Here is a 20,043-nt window from a genome sequence, read left to right as displayed (position 1 = left end):
AGTTGTTGTTCTATGGGCCATTTTGTAGCCAGGACCCCACCTTTGAGCCATTCGACCATGGTCTTAACGCTCTACGACCATGGTTGCAGACGCTTTTTCCAGGCAAAAAAATTGACGGGAGCAATTTTTAACGTCGCGTAGCGACGGCCCGCAGGGCGGCGGCCAGGGATGGCACGCCACAAAAACGCGAGGAGCGTTTTTGCGCGCAAGCCCCGTCGAGGGAGAAGCACATGGATGTGCTGAACATAAAAAAAGGCGGTCATCTGACCGCCTACCCAAATCATTCCAGGGAGAGGAATGGAGAAACGCTTGCATCCAAACCACGCAGGATTGGAACGCCGCCACTTTCGCCCAGCACGCTGCGCTGCACTATTGCACCTTGGTCGTAGGCTGCAGCGTACTCGCCTGCCTGGCACTCAACGCAACAAACCAGGGCTCCAGCCGCCGACCGAAGGCGACTTCGGCACTAAACAGCTTCTGATAACCCGAGTAGTCGACGCTTTGCTGCTCAGCTTGCTGGGGCAGGCTGTCGAACGTTGCATGCCAGCGATGCGGCAGATTGAGGTTCTGCACCCCTGGGGTTTCGGCCGAACCGCCGAGCTGCCAGGTCCAGCGCTGGTTATCCGGGCGCGGGTCATCGCCCTCTCCATCCCAGTCAGTCGCTACGCTGCTGGCTTGCACTTCGATGATGCTGCGCACAATGGCGTAGCGCGCACGATCAGGGTAACGCTCGCGCAATGCCTGCTGATCCATTCCAACATCGACCACCAGCAAGCGAGTGGCGCGGTGCTGCTCATAGTTCAGCGCATTAGCAGCATGCTGAGCCGCCTCGCTCAACTCCTTGCTGTCCGGCACAGACTTCTGCAGGCGCAAGGCTTCGGCATGGGCGGCAACCTGCAGCGCCACTTCACGCTGATAAGCCGGACCATCGAGTTCCAACACCAGCAACGCATCGCGGTCCAGCTGACGACGGTAACGCCGCACGGTCTGCTCGTTAAGCTCAGTGGGTACATGGAAGCCTAGCTCGGCCATCTTTTCGGCGCTGATCGACGGGTAGTAGTGGTCATCATCCGCCTGGCTCGGCCAGCGGTAATCAAGGCGCAGCGCCAAGCTGCTGTTGTCCTTGCGCCAATAGGCGTAGGTCGCGCCCAGCTCGCGCTCGGACAGTTGTAGGCGGCTTTCCTCGGGCTCCTGGCGATTCCAGGCCACGCCCGCCAGGACAATGGCGTTAACCAGCCCGATCAGCACCAGCCCGGCAATCAGATAACGCGCACGCACGCTGCTCATTGCGCACCTCCCAGCAAACCGTGGCGGCTACGCAAGCGCCGCAGCACCAGCAGAATCAGCACCGCACTCAAACCCAGCACCAGGAAGAACAGGTACTTGGGCATGCTCTCCCACCACCAGTCGAACAGCTTGGTGTAGAGAAAAATCACAAAGAAACTCAGCCCGGTGTTCACCACATCCGCCCAGCCACGGCGCACGCCGAGCCAGATCACCAGGGCGGCGAGGATAAAGCTACCAATCTGGTAGGTATTCTCGATGTACTCGGGCGAATAATCGAAGTAACTGCCCGCGCCCCAATGCGACAACACCAGTACCGGGACAAATACCCCAAGCAGGCCAAATACCCGATAGATCACCGCAAAGCCGTCAAAACGGCGCTGATTAATCAGCAGCGGCACCGCGAAGATCAGCAGCGCCGGCAGCATGAAATTCTCAGGCCGCTGGGCAAAACCCAGCCAGTAGATGCCGTCCCAACTGCCAATCCGCGCCGCGACAAAGGCCAGCAGACAGCTGAGCCCTGCCGCCAGCAGCAGACGCGAACCACAGGCATAAGCCAGCAGCAGCGCGTAGAGTGCCCAGGGCAGCAAGGCGTTGTTCGAGGGAGTGATATTGAAGATCTGCCCAAGCATGACGATGTTCAGCACAAAGCAGGTAAAGGCCACCAACGCCGCCAGCTTGCTGAAATAGCCCGAGCTATCGAGGCGTTGCACCCACAGTGTCAGGCCAAACGAAGCGATGCTCGCGTTCAGCAGAATCGCCACCTGGCTCTGAGTGCCGAACAGCCCCCAGAACTGGTAGAACAGGAAAAACACACTGGCCGCCAACGCCAGCGCGCCGAGAAACGATGCAATGCGCATGCCCAGCGACAGCTGCCGAGCCTGGATATCGTGATCGATATCGAAAGCCGCCAGGTAGCTGTTAAGCAATTGCTGCTGATAGCCGTGCAAATTGGCACGCTGGCTGTCACTAAGATTCAACACCTGCTCTGTCTCAAGACGAGCCAATTCACGGTTGAAAACGCCAATGTCATCGGCACGTTGCTGGGCATCACTGCGGTTTATGTTGGGCATGGCCATCCTTGCTGCGGGTCCATCAGGTCATAGGCTGATCAGCACACTCTAGCGCTACATTTTCCGCGATGGGCTGACCCAATAGAGGGTTCGTAACTGCGAATAGCCCTTACGGCTAAAGGCCCGCTACTCCTTACCCAACCCATGCTGACGCAGCTTGTTGGCAATCGTGGTGTGTGACACGCCAAGACGCTTACCTAACTGACGGCTGCTGGGATGGTCATGGAACAGACGCTCAAGCACGGCTTTCTCAAAGCGCCCGAGAATCTCGTCCAGGCCGCCTTCCACCGAGAACTCGCCCAGCGGCTGCGGCGCGCCGTAGTCCGGCAGGCGGATATGCTCGCCCTTGACCACCCCGCCGTCACACAGTGAAACGGCTTGAAACAGCACGTTCTCCAGTTGGCGCACGTTGCCCGGCCAGTGGTAATGGCTGAGTTTGTCCAGCACTTGCGGTGCGAGTTTGGGCAGCGGGCAACCGATCTGCCGGCTGGCCTGGTCAAGAAAGTGCTCCACCAGAGGCGGCAGGCCATCCAAGCATTCGCGCAGCGGCGGGATATGCAGGCTGAGTACGTTGAGGCGATGGTAAAGATCTTTGCGAAACTCAGCTTTCGCGCATAACTCGGACAGATCGACCTGGGTGGCGCAAATCACCCGCACATCCAGGTACACCTCTTCATCACTGCCCACCCGGCGGAAGCAGCCATCCTGCAGAAAGCGCAGCAGCTTGGCTTGTAGGCGCGGGCTCATCTCGCCGACACCATCGAGAAACAGCGTGCCGCCAGCGGTCAGCTCGAGCAGGCCGAGTTTGCCTTCAGGCCGCGCGCCTTCGAAAGCTCCGGGGCCGTAGCCGAAGAGCTCGGTTTCGGCCATGGATTCCGGCAGACCGGCGCAGTTCAGCGCCATAAACGGCGACTGCCCACGCGGGCTGGCCAGGTGGCAGGCGCGAGCCAGCAGCTCCTTGCCGGTACCGGTTTCGCCCTCGATCAGCAACGGCGCATCCAGGGGCGCCATACGCCTCGCTTCGCGCACTACAGCGGCCATTACCTTGGAGCTCTGAAAGATCGAATCGAAGCCACGCAGTTCCTGCTTGCGCACGTTGTAGATGCGCTCGCCCACTCGATCCGCGCGGTGCAGGGTCAACACCGCGCCGGCCATGGCATCGCTCTCTTCATGCTCGGTTTGCAGCGGCGCGATATCGGCGAGAAACACATCGCCCTTCACTTTTACCCGCAGCCCATTGATCCGCGACTTATTGGCGCGCACCAGTTCGGGCAGGTCGAAATCCTCGGCGTAGCGTGACAGCGGAATACCCGGCACTTCATCCACCCGCACCCCGAGCAACTGCGCGGCGCTGCGGTTGGCCGCGACGATGGAGCCACCCATATCAATCGACAACACCGGGAAATCCAGCGCACCGAGCAAGGCATTCAACTCCAGATGACGACGCTCGCTGGGCATCAGACCCACACGCTTAACGCCGAACACCCCGGAAATCGCCTCGAACTTAGGTCGCAGCGATTGGAACTGCAGGTTGATCAGGTTCGGGCAGTGCAAATAGATGGCATTGCCCTGTTCGCCACCGACCTCGCCACGGGCGACGTTGATGCCGTATTCGACCAGCAGGTTGAGGATGTCGCGCAGGATGCCAATTCGGTTCTGGCAGTGGACTTTGATACGCATGGCAGGGCTCTTATGGGTCTTGTTATGACCGTAAACGACGAACAATCGACGTTGCCGGCGGATTATCCGTCAAGAATATGTGACAGATTAGCGCAGCAGCAAGACGATAGTTCGCCGCACCGCCGCCCACGTAACCAATTCTTTACGCAATAACTGCCCTTTTCTCCCTTACCAGACCCAACCCAGGGCTGCATAACCGCACGAGCTGGCGTATTCCTGAGTCCAATACAACAACAAAGCCCCAGCAGGAGGCAGTGATGAAGAGCACGCAATACCTGGCGCGTGAACCGGATGACAGTGGCTTTATCCATTACCCGGAAGCTGAGCATCAGGTGTGGAATACCCTGATCACCCGCCAGCTCAAGGTGATTGAAGGGCGTGCCTGCCAGGAGTACCTGGACGGCATCGAGCAGCTCGGCCTGCCCCATGAGCGTATTCCGCAGCTCGGCGAGATCAACCAAGTGCTGCAAGCCAGCACCGGCTGGCGCGTGGCACGGGTGCCGGCGCTGATTCCGTTCCAGACCTTCTTCGAGCTGCTGGCCAGCAAGCAATTTCCGGTAGCGACGTTTATCCGCACGCCCGAAGAGCTGGATTACCTTCAGGAGCCGGATATCTTCCACGAGATCTTCGGCCACTGCCCGCTGCTGACCAACCCCTGGTTCGCCGAATTCACCCACACCTACGGCAAGCTCGGCCTAGCCGCCAGCAAGGAAGAGCGCGTGTACCTGGCGCGGCTGTACTGGCTGACCATCGAGTTCGGCCTGGTTGATACCAGCCAGGGCCAGCGCATCTACGGCGGCGGCATTCTTTCTTCGCCAAAAGAAACCCTCTACTGCCTGTCCGATGCACCGCAGCACCTGGCCTTCGACCCAATCGAGGCAATGCGCACGCCCTATCGCATCGACATCCTGCAACCGTTGTACTTTGTTCTTCCGGAACTTAAGCGTCTGTTCGAACTGGCCCATGAAGACGTCATGGCCATGGTGCAGCAAGCCATGCGCCTGGGCTTACATGCACCGAAGTTTCCGCCGAAAGCGGCATAACCTTTGTAGGATGGCCCCACACCCATCCTACGGCTCACTTTTGACCCTCGGAGAATCCCCATGTCCCTTGCCCAAGCCCAATGCGAAGCCTGCCGCGCCGATGCGCCAAAAGTCAGCGATGACGAACTGGCCGAACTGATCCGCGAGATTCCGGACTGGAACATCGAAGTTCGTGACGATCATATGGAGCTGGAACGGGTCTACCTGTTCAAGAATTTCCGCCATGCCCTGGCCTTTACCAACGCCGTCGGTGCCATCGCCGAGGAAGTCGGCCATCACCCGGCCCTGCTCACCGAATGGGGCAAGGTCACCGTGACCTGGTGGAGCCATGAAATGCGCGGCCTGCACCGTAACGACTTCATCATGGCCGCACGCACCGATGTGTTGGCTGCAGGTGCCGAGGGCCGCAAGTGAGCCACTTCCACAGCATTGTGCGAGTGCCGGGCGATCCGATTCTCGGCCTGATGGACGCCTACCGCGCTGACCGTAACCCGGCCAAGCTCGACCTCGGCGTGGGCGTGTACAAGGACGCCCAGGGCCTGACGCCGATTCCCCGCGCGGTAAAGCTCGCGGAACAGCGGCTGGTGGAAAGCGAAACAACCAAGAGCTACATCGGCGGCCATGGCGAACCACTGTTTGGCAGCCTGCTTAGCCAGCTGGTACTGGGCGCAGACAGCCCGCTGCTGGCTGAACGCGCTGGCGCTACCCAAACGCCTGGCGGCACCGGTGCGCTGCGCCTGTGCGCGGACTTTATCGCCCACTGCCTACCGGGCCGTGGCATCTGGCTGAGTGACCCGACCTGGCCAATCCACGAGAGCATCTTTGCTGCCGCCGGCCTACGCGTTGGGCATTACCCCTATGTCGGCGCGGACAACCAGCTGAATGTCGAGGCGATGATCGCCGCCCTCGCCCACGTGCCCAAAGGCGATGTGGTGCTGCTGCACGCCTGCTGCCACAACCCCACCGGCTTCGACCTCACCCCGCGTGACTGGAAGCGCGTGCTGGAGGTGGTCAAAGCCCGCGAGCTGCTGCCGCTGATCGACTTCGCCTACCAGGGTTTTGGCGATGGCCTGGAACAGGACGCCTTTGCCGTGCGCCTGTTTGCCGCCGAGTTGCCCGAACTGCTGATCACCAGTTCCTGCTCGAAGAATTTCGGCCTGTACCGCGAGCGCACTGGTGCGCTTATCGTCTGCGCCGAGACTGCGACGAAGCTGCAGGACGTGCGCAGCCAGCTGGCGTTTATCGCGCGCAATCTGTGGTCCACCCCGCCGGCTCACGGCGCGGCAGTGGTCGCCAATATCCTGGCTGACTGTGAACTGCACAGCCTGTGGGTCAGCGAGCTGGACGCCATGCGCCAGCGCGTTGCCAGCCTGCGCGGCGGCCTGGTTGAAGCCCTGCAACCGTATGGTCTGAGTGAGCGCTTTGCGCATATCTCGCTGCAGCGCGGGATGTTCTCCTACACGGGCCTGAGTCCAACACAGGTGCAACGCCTGCGCGATGAGTTCAGCGTGTATATGGTCGGCTCAGGCCGGGCGAATATGGCCGGGCTGGACGCCGAGCGCCTGGATCAGCTGGCCAGCGCCATTTCGCGCGTCTGCTGCGACTGACACGCACCAGAGCCCCGCACAGCGCTGGGGCTCTGGTAGCAGCATGTGCCGACAAGCTTGCTATAGTCGCCGCACGCCCATCGCAGCGAGACGCCCGTGCCCCGCTTGTTGAATTTTGCCTTCCGCCTGTACCAGCGCATCTTGCACAGCCTGGCCCTCTACCCGACGCTGATCGCATTGGGCTTCTTCGTTTTGTGCCTGCTGAGCATGAGCATCGAATACCAGCCCTGGATGATGTCGCTCAAAGGCGAGATTGATGTCGGCCTGGTGCGCAATGCCGAGAATGCCCGCTTGATTCTCGGCACGCTGGTCGGCGGCATCCTCTCGCTGATGGTGTTCAGCTTCTCCATGGTCATGGTCGTGCTCAACAATGCCGCCGCCGCACTGTCACCGCGCGTAGTGCCTGGACTGATCAGCGATAAGAGCCACCAGAAGACCCTCGGTTTCTACCTCGGCACCATCCTCTTCTCGCTGCTGCTGATCACCACTATTGAACTGGACAACTCCACCCAGGTGCCCAGCCTCGGCGTATTGATGGCATTGGCGATGGGTATCGCCTGCCTCGGCCTGTTTGTGCACTTTATCCACTCGATTTCCCGCTCGATTCAGGTGGAGTACATCCTCAACAATCTGTACCACACCACCCTGGCGAAACTCGCCGCGCGCGAAGCCAAGCTGGCCGCTATCGACAACCTGCCCAGTTGGCCAAAGGATCAAAACTGGCAGGAGGTCTGCGCGCAACGCAGCGGTTATTTCAAAGAGCTCAACGTCAATACGATCAACACCATCTTGTGTGAGCACGACCTGCGCATGACCGTGATGATCCACCGCGGGTTCTTCGTGATGAGTGGCCGGCCGCTGTTCAAGCTTGACCGCCAGGTCGATTCGGCAATCACTGACGCGCTACTCGACTGCTTCGATTTCTTTCTCGAGGAATACGCGCACTCCCACTACCTGTTTGGCTGCACGCAGATGTCGGAAATCGCCGTTAAGGCGCTCAGCCCCGGCATCAACGACCCCGGCACGGCGATTACCGCCATCGACCTGCTCAGCGTGCTATTCAGCAAGCGCCTGGCGTTGCCGGACCTGGATGTCACCCTGGCGGACGATGGCCCGCCACGCCTGCTGCATTACGAACTCTCGCTGGATGAGTTGCTGCAACGGGTATTCGGCCCCATTCGCCACTACGGCTGCGCCGATGTGAGTGTGCTGATCGGGTTGCTGCAGGCCTTCAAGAACCTGCTCTACCAGCCGCTGCGCGCAACGCAGAAAACCGATCTGCTGCGGCATGTGCGCAGCGTGCAGGAAACCGCCGATCAGCACCTGTGCAACAGCCGCGATCGCCAAGCCATCAACCAGCTGCTCGAACGCATCAATCAGACCAGTTCAGCCCTGGAGCCGATTGCCCTGCTTGGCATACCGGGCAGCAAGGGTGCGGAAGACAACACCCAGCAACCCTCGACCAGCTCGCGGGAAGCCTTGTAAACGCGCCGAAAAAGTAAAGTGATGGCTGCGGTCTGTATGGGTGCAGCACAGCGCTTCAGCGCCCTCGGCGCACGCAGAGGCAATGCCTGGAAAAATCAAAATACCGTTCATCTATAAAATTAACCGTTTAAAAACAACAGCTTAATTCGTTACCTGGCTAAGCACTGGCACCCTTCATGCTTGCACTCAGCGGCATAGTTCCCTAGGGTAGGTCGCCATGTGGTCCCTGATTGCCCCTATCAGCTCGTTGCTCGGTGGGGTTGCATTACTCCTCCTCGGCAATGGTCTGCTCAACACCCTACTGACCTTGCGTGGCGTCGCTGAAGGCTACTCCACCTCGATGCTCGGCCTGATTATGTCCGGGTACTTTGTCGGTTTTCTCCTTGGCACCTGGCTGGCGATTCCGCTGGTCCACCGCGTTGGGCATATCCGTGCGTTTGCCTTTTGCGCCGCCCTCGCTGCCATCACCGCCCTACTCCATGTGCTGATTGTTGACCCTTGGGTCTGGCTGGGCCTACGCGTGCTTTACGGCCTGGCGCTGGTCAGCCTGTATATGGTGATCGAGAGCTGGCTTAACGCGCAGGTGCCCAACGACAAACGCGGCCAGGTGTTTGCCGTGTATATGGCGGTCAACCTCGGCGCACTGGCCGCCGCGCAGCAGCTGCTCAATCTGGCCTCGCCGAGCGACTTCGTGCTGTTCGTACTGGCCGCCATGCTGATCAGCGCGGCCTTGATGCCCATCACCCTGACTCGGCAGATCCAACCCAGCGTGCCGGATACCCTGCACACCAATCTGCGGCAGATCGCCGGAATCGCCCCATTGGCGCTGGCCGCCGCGGGCTTATCCGGTCTAGCCCTCGGAGCGTTCTGGGGCATGGCTCCGGTGTATGCCAGCCTGAATGGCTTCGATGCCACCGGCGTGGGTTTGCTGATGAGCAGCACGATCCTTGGCGGCGCCTTGCTGCAATGGCCGATTGGTATCTACTCGGATAAACACGACCGCCGCCTGGTGCTGTTCTGGGTAGTCGCGCTGGCCGTAGTGGTTGCCGTGCTGATGAGCCTGTTGCCGGCCGGTCGCCTGCTGCTAGGGCTGATATTTATCTGGGGCGGTTTGGCCTTTGCTATCTACCCGATTGCCGTGGCGCAGCTGATCGACCAATTGCACAGCGATGAAATCCTCGCCGGTTCCAGCAGCCTGCTGATGGTCAATGGCATCGGCTCGGTATGCGGCCCGCTGCTCGCCGGCCTGCTGATGCATCACCTCGGTGCCCAGGCGCTGCCGCTGTATTTCGCCGCCACGCTCGGCCTGCTCGCGGCGTACACGCTGTACCGCCTGCGCCATGTCAGCGACCTGGTCAGCGCACCGGCCGGGCACTTTATGCCCATGCTGCGCACCAGCCACACGGTGCTTGAGCTGATGCCCGATGCACCGCCCACAGACGACCCAGACCCAACTGACTCACATGAGGACCCGCCCAACCCGGCGCCGCAGACGCCTGGGTAAACCAAGAGACGAACGCCCCGTGGCGCAATCGTCCATAGCTCGTCGGCCTTTGTCGGCGCGTCACTGCACCCACTTAACTGGACAGGAAGACAGCGCATGTTACTTGCCACCGATCTCGATGGAACCTTTCTCGGCGGCGATCCCAAGGATCGCTTAAGCCTTTACCAAACCATCGCCGCCCACCCGGAAATACGCCTGGCCTACGTCACCGGCCGCAGCCTGGAATCAGTGCTGCCACTGCTGGCAGACCCGACCCTGCCGCAACCGGATTTCATCATCTCCGACGTTGGAGCAAGCCTGGTGCATGGCGACAGCCTGCAGCCGATTCAGCCGCTGCAAAGCGCGGTGGACGCCCTCTGGCCCGGCGACAGCCAGGTTGCCAGCGCCATCGAACGCTTTGCCCTGGAGCGCCAGGACGTACCGCAGGTGCGCCGCTGCTCCTACTTCTGCAACCCTGAACAGGCGGCCAACCCGGAGCTGCTGACAATTGCTGAAAGCTTGGGCTGCGACCTGCTCTACTCGGCCGAGCGCTATCTGGATTTTCTGCCAAAAGGCGTGAATAAAGGCAGCAGCCTGCAGGCGCTGATCGACTGGCTGGAGCTGGACAACGACCAGGTGCTAACGGCTGGCGACACGCTCAACGACCTCTCCATGCTGAGCGGCCAGTTCAAGGGCGTCTGCGTCGGCGCATCCGAGCCGGGCCTGCTGCAAGCCACCCGGCAGTATTCGCGGGTGTTCCACGCCGAGCGCGCCGGTTGCGGCGGTATTCTTGAAGCCTTTGTGCACTTTGGCTTTCTCGGCAAACAGGGCATCGCCGCCGAAGGCAAGCAAGTTGCCGAACCCGGCAAGGCCGATCTGGTGATGGTCTACCACCGCCTGCCCTATGAAGAATTCCGTGGCGCCGATGGCAAGCTGCAGCGCCGCCGTCCGACGTCACCCAACGGCATTATTCCGACCCTGCTGAGCTTCTTCGGCGATGGTCGCGCTGGCTCCTGGGTGGCCTGGGCCGAGCATGACGAAAACAGTGGGGAAACCTTCGACAGCCACACCACGGTGGATGCCGAACGCTACCCGAGGCTGACCGCCGCGCGGGTGGCGCTGAGCAAGGAAGAAGTCGACATTTTCTACAAGCGCTTCTCCAAGGAAGCCTTCTGGCCGACCCTGCACACCTTCTGGGAGCGTGCGCAGTTCCGTGAAGACGACTGGCAGGTATTCCTCAAGGTCAACCGCGCCTTTGCCGAACGCACCGCCCTGGAAGCTGCTGAGGGCGCCACAGTGTGGTTGCACGATTACAACCTGTGGATGGTCCCCGGCTACCTGCGCGAGCTGCGCCCGGACCTGCGCATCGCCTTCTTCCACCACACCTACTTCCCCTCGGCGGATGTGTTCAACGTACTGCCCTGGCGCCGGCAGATCATCGGCAGCCTGCTGCAATGCGACTACATCGGCTTCCATATCCCGCGCCAGGTGGAAAACTTCGTCGATGCCGCGCGCGGCGTGATGCCCCTGCAAACCGTCAGCCGACAGAACTGCGCGCCACGCTTTATTACCTATGGCTGCGCCGTGGGCCTGGAGCGCATGACCACCGCCGTGGACACTGGTAACCGCGTGGTCAAACTTGGCGCCCACCCGGTGGGCCTGGATATCGAGCGGGTACGCAGCGCCCTGGCCGCACCGAAGATCAGGCAAATGATGGAACGTCTGCGCAGCGAACTTGCCGGGGTCAAACTGATTCTCTCGGTAGAACGCCTCGACTACACCAAAGGCATTCTGGAAAAGCTCAACGCTTACGAACGCCTGTTGGAAGAAAACCCCGAGCTGCTCGGCAAGGTCACCCTGGTAACCGTGTGCGTGCCGGCGGCCAAGGAAATGACCATTTATGACGAGCTGCAAGGGCAGATCGAGCAGGCCGTGGGCCGCATCAACGGCCGCTTCGCCCGCATCGGCTGGACACCACTGCAGTTCTTCTTCCGCAGCCTGCCGTTCGAGGAAGTCAGCGCCTGGTACGCCATGGCCGACGTGATGTGGATTACCCCACTGCGCGACGGCCTCAACCTGGTGGCCAAGGAATTTGTCGCCGCTCAAGGCCTGCTGGATGGCCGTGGCGTGCTGGTACTTTCGGAGTTTGCCGGCGCTGCCGCCGAGCTCAAAGGCGCGCTACTGACCAACCCGCATGACCCGGTGGATATGACGCAAACCTGTTATGTGGCGCTGAACATGCCTAAGGCCGAGGCCCAGGCACGCCTGCGTGAGCTGTTCGATATCGTCAACTACAACGATATCCGCCGCTGGGGTGATGAATTCCTCGCCGCCGTCAGCGACCCGCAGGAGCAACTGGACCGTGCCCTCGGGCTGGTCGGCTAGGCGGCAACAGCGCAGCTGCATCGTTCAGCTGCGCCGAGCCAAGCCTGCATACCTAGCCCATCTGCGCATCAATATCGCAGTTAATCATCCAGCCGACGCCAAAGCGGTCGGTGAACATGGCAAAGCGCGTAGCCCAGAAGGTCGCCTGCAACTCCATCTGCACCGAACCGCCCGCAGAGAGCGCTTTATACAGGCGCTCGGCCTCTGGCACATTTTCCACCTGCAGGGAGACGGAAGAACCTTTGATGCCCTCGTACGGCATACCGGGGAAGGTGTCAGACGCCATCAGCAGCTGATCGCCCACGGTCAGGCACACGTGCATCACACGGTCATGAAACTGCTCCGGCACATTGCCTGCTTCCGGGCTTTCGCCCATGCGCATCAGCTCCAGACTGCCGCCCAGGCATTGGGCGTAATAGTTAAAGGCCGCTTCGCACTGGCCATCGAAGGTCAAGTAGGTATGGATCTTCATCAGCACTCTCCTTAGAACTCGCGTACTTGATTGATAGCCTGCCACTGGGGCTTTTTCCGGGCATGTAATGGCAGACCGCAAACCCAAGGCTAGGTTCTGTACGTGAGTCGAACGGCGAAATGGCCAATCGACAGGCGTGCAAAAAGTACTGAAGTTAATCCCCACTCACAGCTGACGCGGGTGAGGCAGCGAACGCTCAGCCAGCTGACTGCTCAGGTAATCGAGAAAGCAGGTGATGCGCGAGGTCAGCGCGGTATTGCGGTAATACACCGCATGAATCGGTTGACGCACCTCGACGGTGTCGCGAGCCATCAGCTGCACCAAGGCACCATTGGCCCGGTCAGCGCCGGTCATAAAGTCCGCCAGGCAGACGATTCCAGCACCGCTCAAGGCCAGCTGGCGTAAAGTCTCGCCACTGGACGCGCTCAGACTCGGAGTAATGCTGTAGGCATCGCCCAGCGCATGTCGCAGCGGCCACTGGTTAAGGCTGTCGGGCTGGGTAAAGCCGAGCAAGCTATGCCCGCTCAGATCTTCAACACGTTTCGGCGTGCCCTGTGCCTTGAGGTAAGCCGGGCTGGCAAGAATACGCAGGCGATTACTGCCAAGTGGCCGCGCATGCAGGGTGGAGTCGCGTAATGGACCGATACGTATTGCCACGTCGGTGCGCTGCTCCAGCAGATCGATGATCTGGTCGCTGCTGTGCAGCTCCAGCTGAATCTCCGGGTACTGCGCCCGAAAACCCGCCACCAGCGGCACCACTGCATGCAGCATGAATGGCGCGGCGGCATTTACCCGCAAGCGCCCTGCTGGCTTTTGCCGGCGCACCATCATCTGCTCTTCGGCGCTTTCCACGGCATCAAGTATTTTGCGCGCCTGCACCAAGAAGGCCTGGCCCTCCTCGGTCAGCTCCAAACGCCGGGTGGTGCGGCGCAACAGGGTGACATCGAGCTTTTCTTCCAGCCGACTCAGCGCACGGCTAACACCGGAAGCCGTCTGCGTCAGTTGTTCGGCAGCGGCACTGATCGAGCCGCCGTCCACCACGCTGACAAAGGCCAGCAGTTCATCGAGGGTCGTTTTCATTCATGCATATTAGTCAAGTATTCACGCCTAAAAACACTACCTTTACTCACGAAAATAAGCTGATAGCGGCTGTTTTCACCACGCAGCGGACTGTAAGCAGATTATTAGAAGTCGACCTTGCCACGCCCGGCCTTGATCGTACCGCGGATGCTCTTGCCTTCCAGGCGGCGTTTTTTCGAACCCAGGGTCGGTTTGGTCGGACGGCGGGCTTTCTCAGTCTTAGCGGCGCTGCGAATCAGCTCGGCCAGGCGCTCCAGCGCGTCGGCGCGGTTCTGCTCTTGGGTGCGGTACTGCTGGGCTTTGATAACCACCACACCTTCGGCGGTGATGCGCCCGTCGCGCAACGCCAGCAGCCGCTCCTTATAGAACGGTGGCAAGCTGGATGCCTGGATATCGAAACGCAAATGGATCGCGCTGGACACCTTATTGACGTTCTGCCCACCGGCGCCCTGGGCACGAATGGCGGTCAACTCGACCTCATCGTCGGGCAGGTGAACGCTGTTGGAAATAACCAGCATGGACAGGATTCGGCGCAAGGAAGGGCGTTCAGGATAACGCGAACGTAGGTCAGCCGCTCGCTCAGGTTGCTAACCACCTGAGCGATTAAAGTGGCGCAAATACCTGAGGCCGTGGCTGGTTGCCACGGCCTCAGGCGGCTGAGTTAAACGCGGAAACGGCTGACCAGCGTTTTCAGTTGATTGCCCAGGCGCGCCAGATCTGCACTTGAGGCGGCGGTTTCATAGCTGGCGGTTTGTTCGGATACGTCACGCACGCTGAGGATGCTGCGGCTGATCTCCTCGGCCACCGCACTCTGCTCCTCGGCGGCTGCGGCAATCTGATGATTCATCGACTAGATGTTGGACACCGCATGGGTGATGTTGCCCAGAGTGTCGCCGGCATTGCGCGTCAGTTCGACGCTGCTGTCAGTAAGGCTGCAGCTGTTGCGCATCGCCGCTGCCACCATTTTGGTGCAGTTCTGCAGGCCGGCGATCAGCGCTTCGATAGCTTGTGCATGGCCTCTAACCCCCTTGCGCATACCCCAACTCAACCCGGTTGCGCCCTGCGGCCTTGCCTCGGTATAGCGCAGCATCTGCCTGCTGCAAAAACTTGTCGAACGCCTGTGCGCTAGTGAACTGATCCGAGACTCCAATGGTTGCGGTGCAGCGGATTAACTGGCTGTTGTCGGTACTAGGTACTTCGCTGTATTCAATTGCCGTCCGTGTGCGTTCTGCCAGTTGCACGGCGCCAACGCTGTCGGTATCCAGGGCGATAATCACGAACTCCTCGCCGCCCAGCCTGCAGACCAGATCGCCCTGCCGGGCGGTGGCCTTGAGTACTTCGGCAACGTGACAAAGGACAAGATCGCCGACGTTGTGGCCATGAGTGTCATTAATACGTTTGAAGTGGTCGATGTCGACGATCAGCAGGTACGCAGGCCCGGCAGTGCGTGAGCGGAAGTGCGCTTCCATTGCATCCAAAAGCCCACGCCGGTTTAGCAGTCTGGTGAGCGGGTCATGCGCGGCCAAGCTACGCAGTTCATCCGTGAGGCGGCGCAGCACCAACCAAACCGCACAAGGTGGTAGCACGGTCGCCAGGAACGACATGTAGATATAAAAGACCTTCTGGAAGCTGCTGCTCATATCGAGCGCCGCCATTCCGCCATCGACAATTAATACAAACTTCGCGGCATTGAGAATGCAGATGCCGCCGATCAGCACTGCAAATATGATCATTTCAACGCTCAGGTCCTTGGCAAAACTTCGCCTGCCATAGAGCACTGCCGCTGTCATGCCCAGAAAGAGCAAAGCGCACAAGGCCGCTAATAGTGCATGACGGGCTGCGTCTCCGAGCAACAGTTGCACCAGTACCTGCACCACCGAGTAGATAAGAGCCAATACAAGCAGTGGGCGCAAAACCGGGGTTGTCCGATCAAAAAAGCGCATGGCACCCAAGACATACGCGACAGGAGCGCTGAGAGTCAGCGTATGGTTGACGACACTCATGAAACCCCAACTCGAGGGGCCGCCGAGCAATTGAAGAATATAAGCGAGTCCAAGCAGAAGATTACCGAGCGCCAAAACCTCCATGCCCATCTTCTTGCCATTCAGCCGAGTGCTGATTAGCAGGAACATTACACAAAAGCAGATTAAGTGCACGCAGAGCATGCCAAGGATAACGGTGGTGGTCATAGGCGTCGCATTGATAGAAAAATCGCAATAACGGAGAAACACAAAGGGATAGCAAAAGCTCACGATTGCTGGGATCCCTCGGTACTCCCTAGATGTTTGGTATGGCTATTTAACACTAGTGCTGGTGCTTGCCATAGCCACAATAGTTTTGTGCCCTAAGCCTGATGTTTCAAAGCGACAGACTTATGTCAGTAGCGTCACGACTGAAGCAGCACAGGCTCATAGCAAGTATCTGCGTTGCCCCCAAAGCTCTGACAATAACTCGCCACAACTACCAACGACCTGACGATCTGATCCGCTTTTTATTTGAAAACCTGAGTCTGTTACTCAAACAGACGTGCTCGCATTATGCCCCTCGCCTGATAAAGCCCGACGAGGCCCGCAATGAGCGAACGCATACCTGCGCAGATCATCGAAACCATCGACCCGCGCCAACCTATCCGCCTGACGCCTTCACAAGCGGGTGGACCGATTCATACTCGCAGTTTCAGCGGCCGTTTTCGTAACCTGCGCCTGTACGGAGCAGGTTTGCTGTTTCTGATTTTCTTTGGCACCGCATGGCTTGACTGGGATGGCCGGCAGGCGGTGCTGTGGAACTTGGCCGAGCACCGCTACTACATTTTTGGCGCAACCTTCTGGCCGCAAGACTTCATATTGCTCTCGGCATTACTGATCATCGCCGCCTTCGGTTTGTTCGCCATCACGGTAGTGGCTGGGCGCGTATGGTGTGGCTACACCTGCCCGCAAAGTGTGTGGACCTGGGTGTTTATGTGGGCGGAGAAGATCACCGAGGGCGAACGCCACCAAAGGATCAAGCTGGATGCAGCCCCCTGGTCGCTGAGCAAGTTGGTGCGGCGCAGTGCAAAGCACGCCATCTGGCTGGCGGTTAGCCTGCTCACAGCCCTGACCTTTATTGGCTACTTCACGCCAATCCGTGAGCTCACCCGCGATCTGCTGAGTTTTCAACTGGAGAGCGGCACGCTGGTCTGGGTACTGTTTTTTATGACGGCCACATACCTGAACGCCGGATGGCTACGTGAGAAAGTCTGCGTGCACATGTGCCCCTACTCACGCTTTCAAAGTGCCATGTTTGACGACGACACCCTGCTAGTGGCCTACGACGCCACGCGTGGTGAAGGCCGTGGCCCACGTAAGAAGGAAAGCGATCACAAAGCTGAAGGACTGGGTGATTGCATCGACTGTTATATGTGCGTGCAAGTGTGCCCCACCGGTATCGACATCCGTGATGGCCTGCAGATCGACTGCATCAGCTGCGGAGCATGCATCGATGCCTGCGATTCCATCATGGACAAAATGGGCTATGCCCGTGGCCTGGTTGGCTACCACTCCGAACGCGAACTGCAGGGTGGCAAAACCCACTGGCTTCGGCCACGGCTGATTGGCTACTGCATCGCGTTGGTGTTGATGATCGGGGCCTTCATCTGGGCATTGCATGGCCGCTCGATGCTGTCCATTGATGCAGCCAAAGACCGCAGCATGTTCCGTGAGAACCAATCGGGGCAGATCGAGAACACCTACCTGCTCAAGGTGATCAACAAGACCCAGCAACCACAGCGCTATGCGCTGACACTGGCCAACAGCCCTGATCTGCGCCTGCAGGCTCCTGCACAACTGCAACTCAACCCTGGAGAAATCCTCGACGTACCGGTGACCGTGATCCAGGAAAACCAGCAGGACACATCCAGCACCCTACCCGTGCAGTTCGTGATCCAGAACCTTACCAATGCCCGTGAGCAGGCACAGACGCAGAGCATCTTTCTCTCACCCAGTGGGCGCTGACAGTCGCATGGTCAGGCAACTCCCCGTAGAGTGCGCGAATCTGCAACGCGCGCCTACGGACACGATGAAACGCTACGAGATATTTGCCGACCAGATTGCCGAACTGATCCGCAGCGGCATGCTCGCGCCTGGCGAAAAAGTGCCCTCGGTGCGCCACGCCAGCCGCACCTATGGGGTGAGCCCATCCACGGTGTTCCAGGCCTATTACCTGCTGGAAGACCGTGGCCTGATCCAGGCGCGCGCCCGCTCCGGTTACTTCGTGCGTGAGCTGGCACGGCATTCTCTGGCCGAGCCGGAAACCAGTCAGCAGCCGACCCAGACCACCGAGGTGGATGTCAGCGAGTTGGTGTTCTCAGTCCTCGCGTCGCTAAAAGACCCCGGCACTGTGCCATTCGGTTCGGCGTTCCCCAGCCCACAGCTATTTCCCCTGCCACGCCTGGCCCGTTCAATGGCCCAGAGCGTGCGCGACATGCAGGCACAGGCGGTGATTGCCGACATGACCGAGGGCAACCCCAGCCTGCGCCGGCAAATTGCCCTGCGCTACATGGTCAGCGGCGTAATGCTGCCATTGGAAGAACTGGTGATCACCAGTGGCGCCATGGAAGCACTCAATCTGTGCCTGCAAACCGTCACCCAACCCGGTGATCTGGTGGCCATCGAGGCGCCCGCCTTTTATGCCACGCTGCAGGTGCTGGAGCGCTTGAAGCTCAAGGCCGTGGAAATCCCGGTCAACCCACGTGAAGGCATCGACCTGAACGTGCTCAGCGAACGTCTGGCCAGCCTGCCAATCAAAGCCTGCTGGTTTATGAGCAGCCTGCAGAACCCGCTGGGCGCGAGCATGAGTGATGACAAAAAGCGCGCTCTTTATGAGGTGCTCCATCGCCATCAAGTACCGCTTATAGAAGATGACGTGTACGCCGAACTGTACTTCGGCAGCCAACCACCTAAACCCGTCAAGAGCTTCGACCGCGACGGACTGGTGATGCACTGCGGCTCGTTCTCCAAATGCCTGGCCCCGGGTTATCGGGTTGGCTGGGTGGCCGGCGGACGTTATGCCGAACAGATCAGCCGACTCAAGCTGATGACCACCATCTCCCCCTCCGTACCAGCCCAGGCCGCCCTGGCCGATTACCTGCAGCACGGCGGCTACGATCGCCACCTGCGCAAACTGCGCCATGCTCTGGAAGCGCAACAGGCGTCAATGCTCGCCTCCGCCGCACGCCATTTCCCCGCCACGACCAAGGTCTCTCGCCCCAGCGGGGGCTATTTCCTCTGGTTCGAGTTCCCTGAACAGGTTGATGCACTGCGCCTGTTCCAACTGGCCCTGGCCCAGGGCATCAGCCTGGCACCAGGGCCGATCTTCTCGGCCACCCGGCGCTTCGGCAACTGCGCTCGCCTGAACTATGGCCACCCCTGGGATGCGCAGAGCGAACAGGCGATGGCTGTGCTGGGGCGCATACTCGCCTCGTTCTGATCAAGGCTACCCAGGCCGTATACAGCGGTCTGCTCATGATCAATCGGCATAAGCCTATTTCAGCCACACGCTCAGCCTGTACAACTTTCGTATAACCCAACAGATGATCTGCCTGCTCAGCTTGGCAGATCAATTCGCCCTTCCTGAACCTCAATAAACCGCATATTTGCGGGTATTACGGCCATTTCAAGGACTCCTGTGCAGCGCCGCTACCGGCCATCGATCACTATAGCTAAAACCCAAAACAAAATTGTACAAAGCAATTATTCTGTATAAGATTTGCATAAGAGAGTACTCACCACCTGCTGAGCCTCCCCTTAACGCAGTAAGCAGTCGCCGCCCCAAGGGGCAAGAGGAGTCGATTTCATGCAATCACAATTGAGTATTGCGCAACGCCTGAGCCTTGGATTTGGCTTGATCCTGTCACTGATGATCCTGATTACCCTCATCGGTGTAATACGCGTTGGCTTTATCGACGAGACCCTGACCGCTGTCAGTGAAGGGGCCTCGCTCAAGCAGCGTTATGCCATCAACTTCCGTGGCAGCGTGCATGATCGCGCCATCGCCATCCGCGATGCCGTGTTGGTGGATAACGATGTGGCGCTGAACCGTCAACTGAGCGAAATTCAACGCCTTAAAGACTTTTATCAAGAGTCGGCCCGATCCATGGACAGTTTGCTGCGCGAACAAGCGCCAACAGCTACCGAACAGCGTCTTCTGAGCGATATTCAGACTATTGAGCGCAGCACCCTGGCCTTGACCGAGCAATTGGTCAGCCTGCGCAGTCAAGGCGATACGGACGCAGCTAGAACCCTGCTGATGGAGCAAGCCTCCCCGGCTTATCGCGAATGGCTCAAACGCATCAATGCTTACATCGACCATCAGGAACAAGAAATCGGCCAGGATATTGGTGCGGTGCGTGAGGCCGCCGGCGGCTTTCGCCTGCTGATACTGCTGGTAACCGCTGCAGCCGTACTGCTGAGCATTG

General features: G+C 59.7%; 15 protein-coding genes and 2 pseudogenes. 9 read left to right on the top strand and 8 right to left on the bottom strand.

The annotated features are described in order from the left end of the window. Nucleotides 1-369 precede the first annotated feature (369 nt). The 3 genes from BLO50_RS13170 to BLO50_RS13160 all read right to left on the bottom strand — a co-directional run bounded on the left by BLO50_RS13170 (nucleotide 370) and on the right by BLO50_RS13160 (nucleotide 4,037). Nucleotides 370-1,287 (bottom strand): DUF4824 family protein, encoded by a 918-nt coding sequence (locus BLO50_RS13170; RefSeq protein ID WP_090253528.1) that lies wholly within the window; start codon nucleotides 1,285-1,287, stop codon nucleotides 370-372. Further along, on the bottom strand, nucleotides 1,284-2,357 hold the full coding sequence (locus BLO50_RS13165; RefSeq protein WP_090253526.1) for a DUF2157 domain-containing protein: 1,074 nt from the start codon (nucleotides 2,355-2,357) through the stop codon (nucleotides 1,284-1,286). Before BLO50_RS13165 ends, BLO50_RS13170 begins: the two co-directional genes overlap by 4 nt. Before the next feature lie 126 nt (nucleotides 2,358-2,483). Further along, on the bottom strand, nucleotides 2,484-4,037 hold the full coding sequence (locus tag BLO50_RS13160) for a sigma-54-dependent transcriptional regulator (RefSeq protein WP_090253525.1): 1,554 nt from the start codon (nucleotides 4,035-4,037) through the stop codon (nucleotides 2,484-2,486). A 257-nt stretch (nucleotides 4,038-4,294) separates the two neighbouring features. On the opposite strand from BLO50_RS13160, the gene phhA reads away from it, so the two are divergent. From phhA to ggpS, 6 genes are all read left to right on the top strand, one after another. After that, nucleotides 4,295-5,080, top strand: coding sequence for a phenylalanine 4-monooxygenase (phhA, locus tag BLO50_RS13155; protein ID WP_090253523.1), 786 nt, complete (start codon nucleotides 4,295-4,297; stop codon nucleotides 5,078-5,080). A gap of 60 nt (nucleotides 5,081-5,140) precedes the next feature. Continuing rightward, nucleotides 5,141-5,494 carry a 4a-hydroxytetrahydrobiopterin dehydratase gene (locus tag BLO50_RS13150; RefSeq protein ID WP_090253520.1) on the top strand — a complete coding sequence of 118 codons (354 nt, stop codon included), beginning with the start codon at nucleotides 5,141-5,143 and terminating at the stop codon, nucleotides 5,492-5,494. Continuing rightward, on the top strand, nucleotides 5,491-6,687 hold the full coding sequence (locus tag BLO50_RS13145) for an amino acid aminotransferase (RefSeq protein ID WP_090253518.1): 1,197 nt from the start codon (nucleotides 5,491-5,493) through the stop codon (nucleotides 6,685-6,687). Before BLO50_RS13150 ends, BLO50_RS13145 begins: the two co-directional genes overlap by 4 nt. A 96-nt stretch (nucleotides 6,688-6,783) precedes the next feature. Beyond that, entirely contained in the window at nucleotides 6,784-8,172 is a 1,389-nt protein-coding gene (locus tag BLO50_RS13140) for a DUF2254 domain-containing protein (protein WP_090253517.1), read from the top strand. A 217-nt stretch (nucleotides 8,173-8,389) separates the two neighbouring features. Then, nucleotides 8,390-9,676, top strand: a complete 1,287-nt coding sequence (locus BLO50_RS13135) for an MFS transporter (protein ID WP_090253515.1) — start codon at nucleotides 8,390-8,392, stop codon at nucleotides 9,674-9,676. A 96-nt stretch (nucleotides 9,677-9,772) separates the two neighbouring features. Further along, nucleotides 9,773-12,040, top strand: a complete 2,268-nt coding sequence (ggpS, locus tag BLO50_RS13130; RefSeq protein WP_090253513.1) for a glucosylglycerol-phosphate synthase — start codon at nucleotides 9,773-9,775, stop codon at nucleotides 12,038-12,040. A gap of 52 nt (nucleotides 12,041-12,092) precedes the next feature. Here ggpS and BLO50_RS13125 read toward each other — a convergent pair whose 3' ends face one another. The 5 genes and pseudogenes from BLO50_RS13125 to BLO50_RS13105 all read right to left on the bottom strand — a co-directional run bounded on the left by BLO50_RS13125 (nucleotide 12,093) and on the right by BLO50_RS13105 (nucleotide 15,781). Next, nucleotides 12,093-12,512: a VOC family protein gene (locus BLO50_RS13125; protein WP_090253511.1), complete on the bottom strand. Its 420-nt coding sequence runs from the start codon at nucleotides 12,510-12,512 to the stop codon at nucleotides 12,093-12,095. A gap of 165 nt (nucleotides 12,513-12,677) precedes the next feature. After that, nucleotides 12,678-13,592 carry a LysR family transcriptional regulator gene (locus tag BLO50_RS13120; protein ID WP_090253509.1) on the bottom strand — a complete coding sequence of 305 codons (915 nt, stop codon included), beginning with the start codon at nucleotides 13,590-13,592 and terminating at the stop codon, nucleotides 12,678-12,680. A gap of 104 nt (nucleotides 13,593-13,696) precedes the next feature. Continuing rightward, nucleotides 13,697-14,110 carry an alternative ribosome rescue aminoacyl-tRNA hydrolase ArfB gene (gene arfB, locus BLO50_RS13115; RefSeq protein WP_090253508.1) on the bottom strand — a complete coding sequence of 138 codons (414 nt, stop codon included), beginning with the start codon at nucleotides 14,108-14,110 and terminating at the stop codon, nucleotides 13,697-13,699. 143 nt (nucleotides 14,111-14,253) lie between these two features. Then, nucleotides 14,254-14,595, bottom strand: a pseudogene (locus tag BLO50_RS13110) (methyl-accepting chemotaxis protein); the annotation flags it as partial. A 16-nt stretch (nucleotides 14,596-14,611) separates the two neighbouring features. Continuing rightward, nucleotides 14,612-15,781 (bottom strand): GGDEF domain-containing protein, encoded by a 1,170-nt coding sequence (locus BLO50_RS13105; protein WP_090253506.1) that lies wholly within the window; start codon nucleotides 15,779-15,781, stop codon nucleotides 14,612-14,614. 384 nt (nucleotides 15,782-16,165) lie between these two features. Between BLO50_RS13105 and ccoG the strand changes: the two genes are divergently transcribed. The 3 genes and pseudogenes from ccoG to BLO50_RS22315 form a co-directional block, all read left to right on the top strand. Next, the gene (ccoG, locus tag BLO50_RS13100; protein ID WP_090253504.1) at nucleotides 16,166-17,581 is read left to right on the top strand and encodes a cytochrome c oxidase accessory protein CcoG; all 1,416 of its coding nucleotides are present in this window, start codon (nucleotides 16,166-16,168) and stop codon (nucleotides 17,579-17,581) included. Between the two features lie 64 nt (nucleotides 17,582-17,645). Next, the gene (gene mapR, locus BLO50_RS13095; RefSeq protein WP_090253502.1) at nucleotides 17,646-19,055 is read left to right on the top strand and encodes a GntR family transcriptional regulator MpaR; all 1,410 of its coding nucleotides are present in this window, start codon (nucleotides 17,646-17,648) and stop codon (nucleotides 19,053-19,055) included. A gap of 366 nt (nucleotides 19,056-19,421) precedes the next feature. Continuing rightward, nucleotides 19,422-19,937: pseudogene (locus tag BLO50_RS22315) on the top strand (MCP four helix bundle domain-containing protein); the annotation flags it as partial. Nucleotides 19,938-20,043 lie beyond the last annotated feature (106 nt).

This window comes from Pseudomonas peli, assembly GCF_900099645.1.
Classification (GTDB): domain Bacteria; phylum Pseudomonadota; class Gammaproteobacteria; order Pseudomonadales; family Pseudomonadaceae; genus Aquipseudomonas; species Aquipseudomonas peli.
The sequence above is the reverse complement of the archived record's forward strand: the minus strand, read 5'-3'. Positions and strand labels throughout refer to the sequence as shown.

Excerpts from the sequence above, each read along its gene's own strand:
- BLO50_RS13170 (WP_090253528.1), bottom strand. The coding sequence starts at position 1,287 with ATGAGCAGCGTGCGTGCGCGTTATCTGATTGCCGGGCTGGTGCTGATC.
- BLO50_RS13165 (WP_090253526.1), bottom strand. The coding sequence starts at position 2,357 with ATGCCCAACATAAACCGCAGTGATGCCCAGCAACGTGCCGATGACATT.
- BLO50_RS13160 (WP_090253525.1), bottom strand. The coding sequence starts at position 4,037 with ATGCGTATCAAAGTCCACTGCCAGAACCGAATTGGCATCCTGCGCGAC.
- phhA (WP_090253523.1), top strand. The coding sequence starts at position 4,295 with ATGAAGAGCACGCAATACCTGGCGCGTGAACCGGATGACAGTGGCTTT.
- BLO50_RS13150 (WP_090253520.1), top strand. The coding sequence starts at position 5,141 with ATGTCCCTTGCCCAAGCCCAATGCGAAGCCTGCCGCGCCGATGCGCCA.
- BLO50_RS13135 (WP_090253515.1), top strand. The coding sequence starts at position 8,390 with ATGTGGTCCCTGATTGCCCCTATCAGCTCGTTGCTCGGTGGGGTTGCA.
- ggpS (WP_090253513.1), top strand. The coding sequence starts at position 9,773 with ATGTTACTTGCCACCGATCTCGATGGAACCTTTCTCGGCGGCGATCCC.
- BLO50_RS13125 (WP_090253511.1), bottom strand. The coding sequence starts at position 12,512 with ATGAAGATCCATACCTACTTGACCTTCGATGGCCAGTGCGAAGCGGCC.
- BLO50_RS13120 (WP_090253509.1), bottom strand. The coding sequence starts at position 13,592 with ATGAAAACGACCCTCGATGAACTGCTGGCCTTTGTCAGCGTGGTGGAC.
- arfB (WP_090253508.1), bottom strand. The coding sequence starts at position 14,110 with ATGCTGGTTATTTCCAACAGCGTTCACCTGCCCGACGATGAGGTCGAG.
- BLO50_RS13105 (WP_090253506.1), bottom strand. The coding sequence starts at position 15,781 with ATGACCACCACCGTTATCCTTGGCATGCTCTGCGTGCACTTAATCTGC.
- ccoG (WP_090253504.1), top strand. The coding sequence starts at position 16,166 with ATGAGCGAACGCATACCTGCGCAGATCATCGAAACCATCGACCCGCGC.
- mapR (WP_090253502.1), top strand. The coding sequence starts at position 17,646 with ATGAAACGCTACGAGATATTTGCCGACCAGATTGCCGAACTGATCCGC.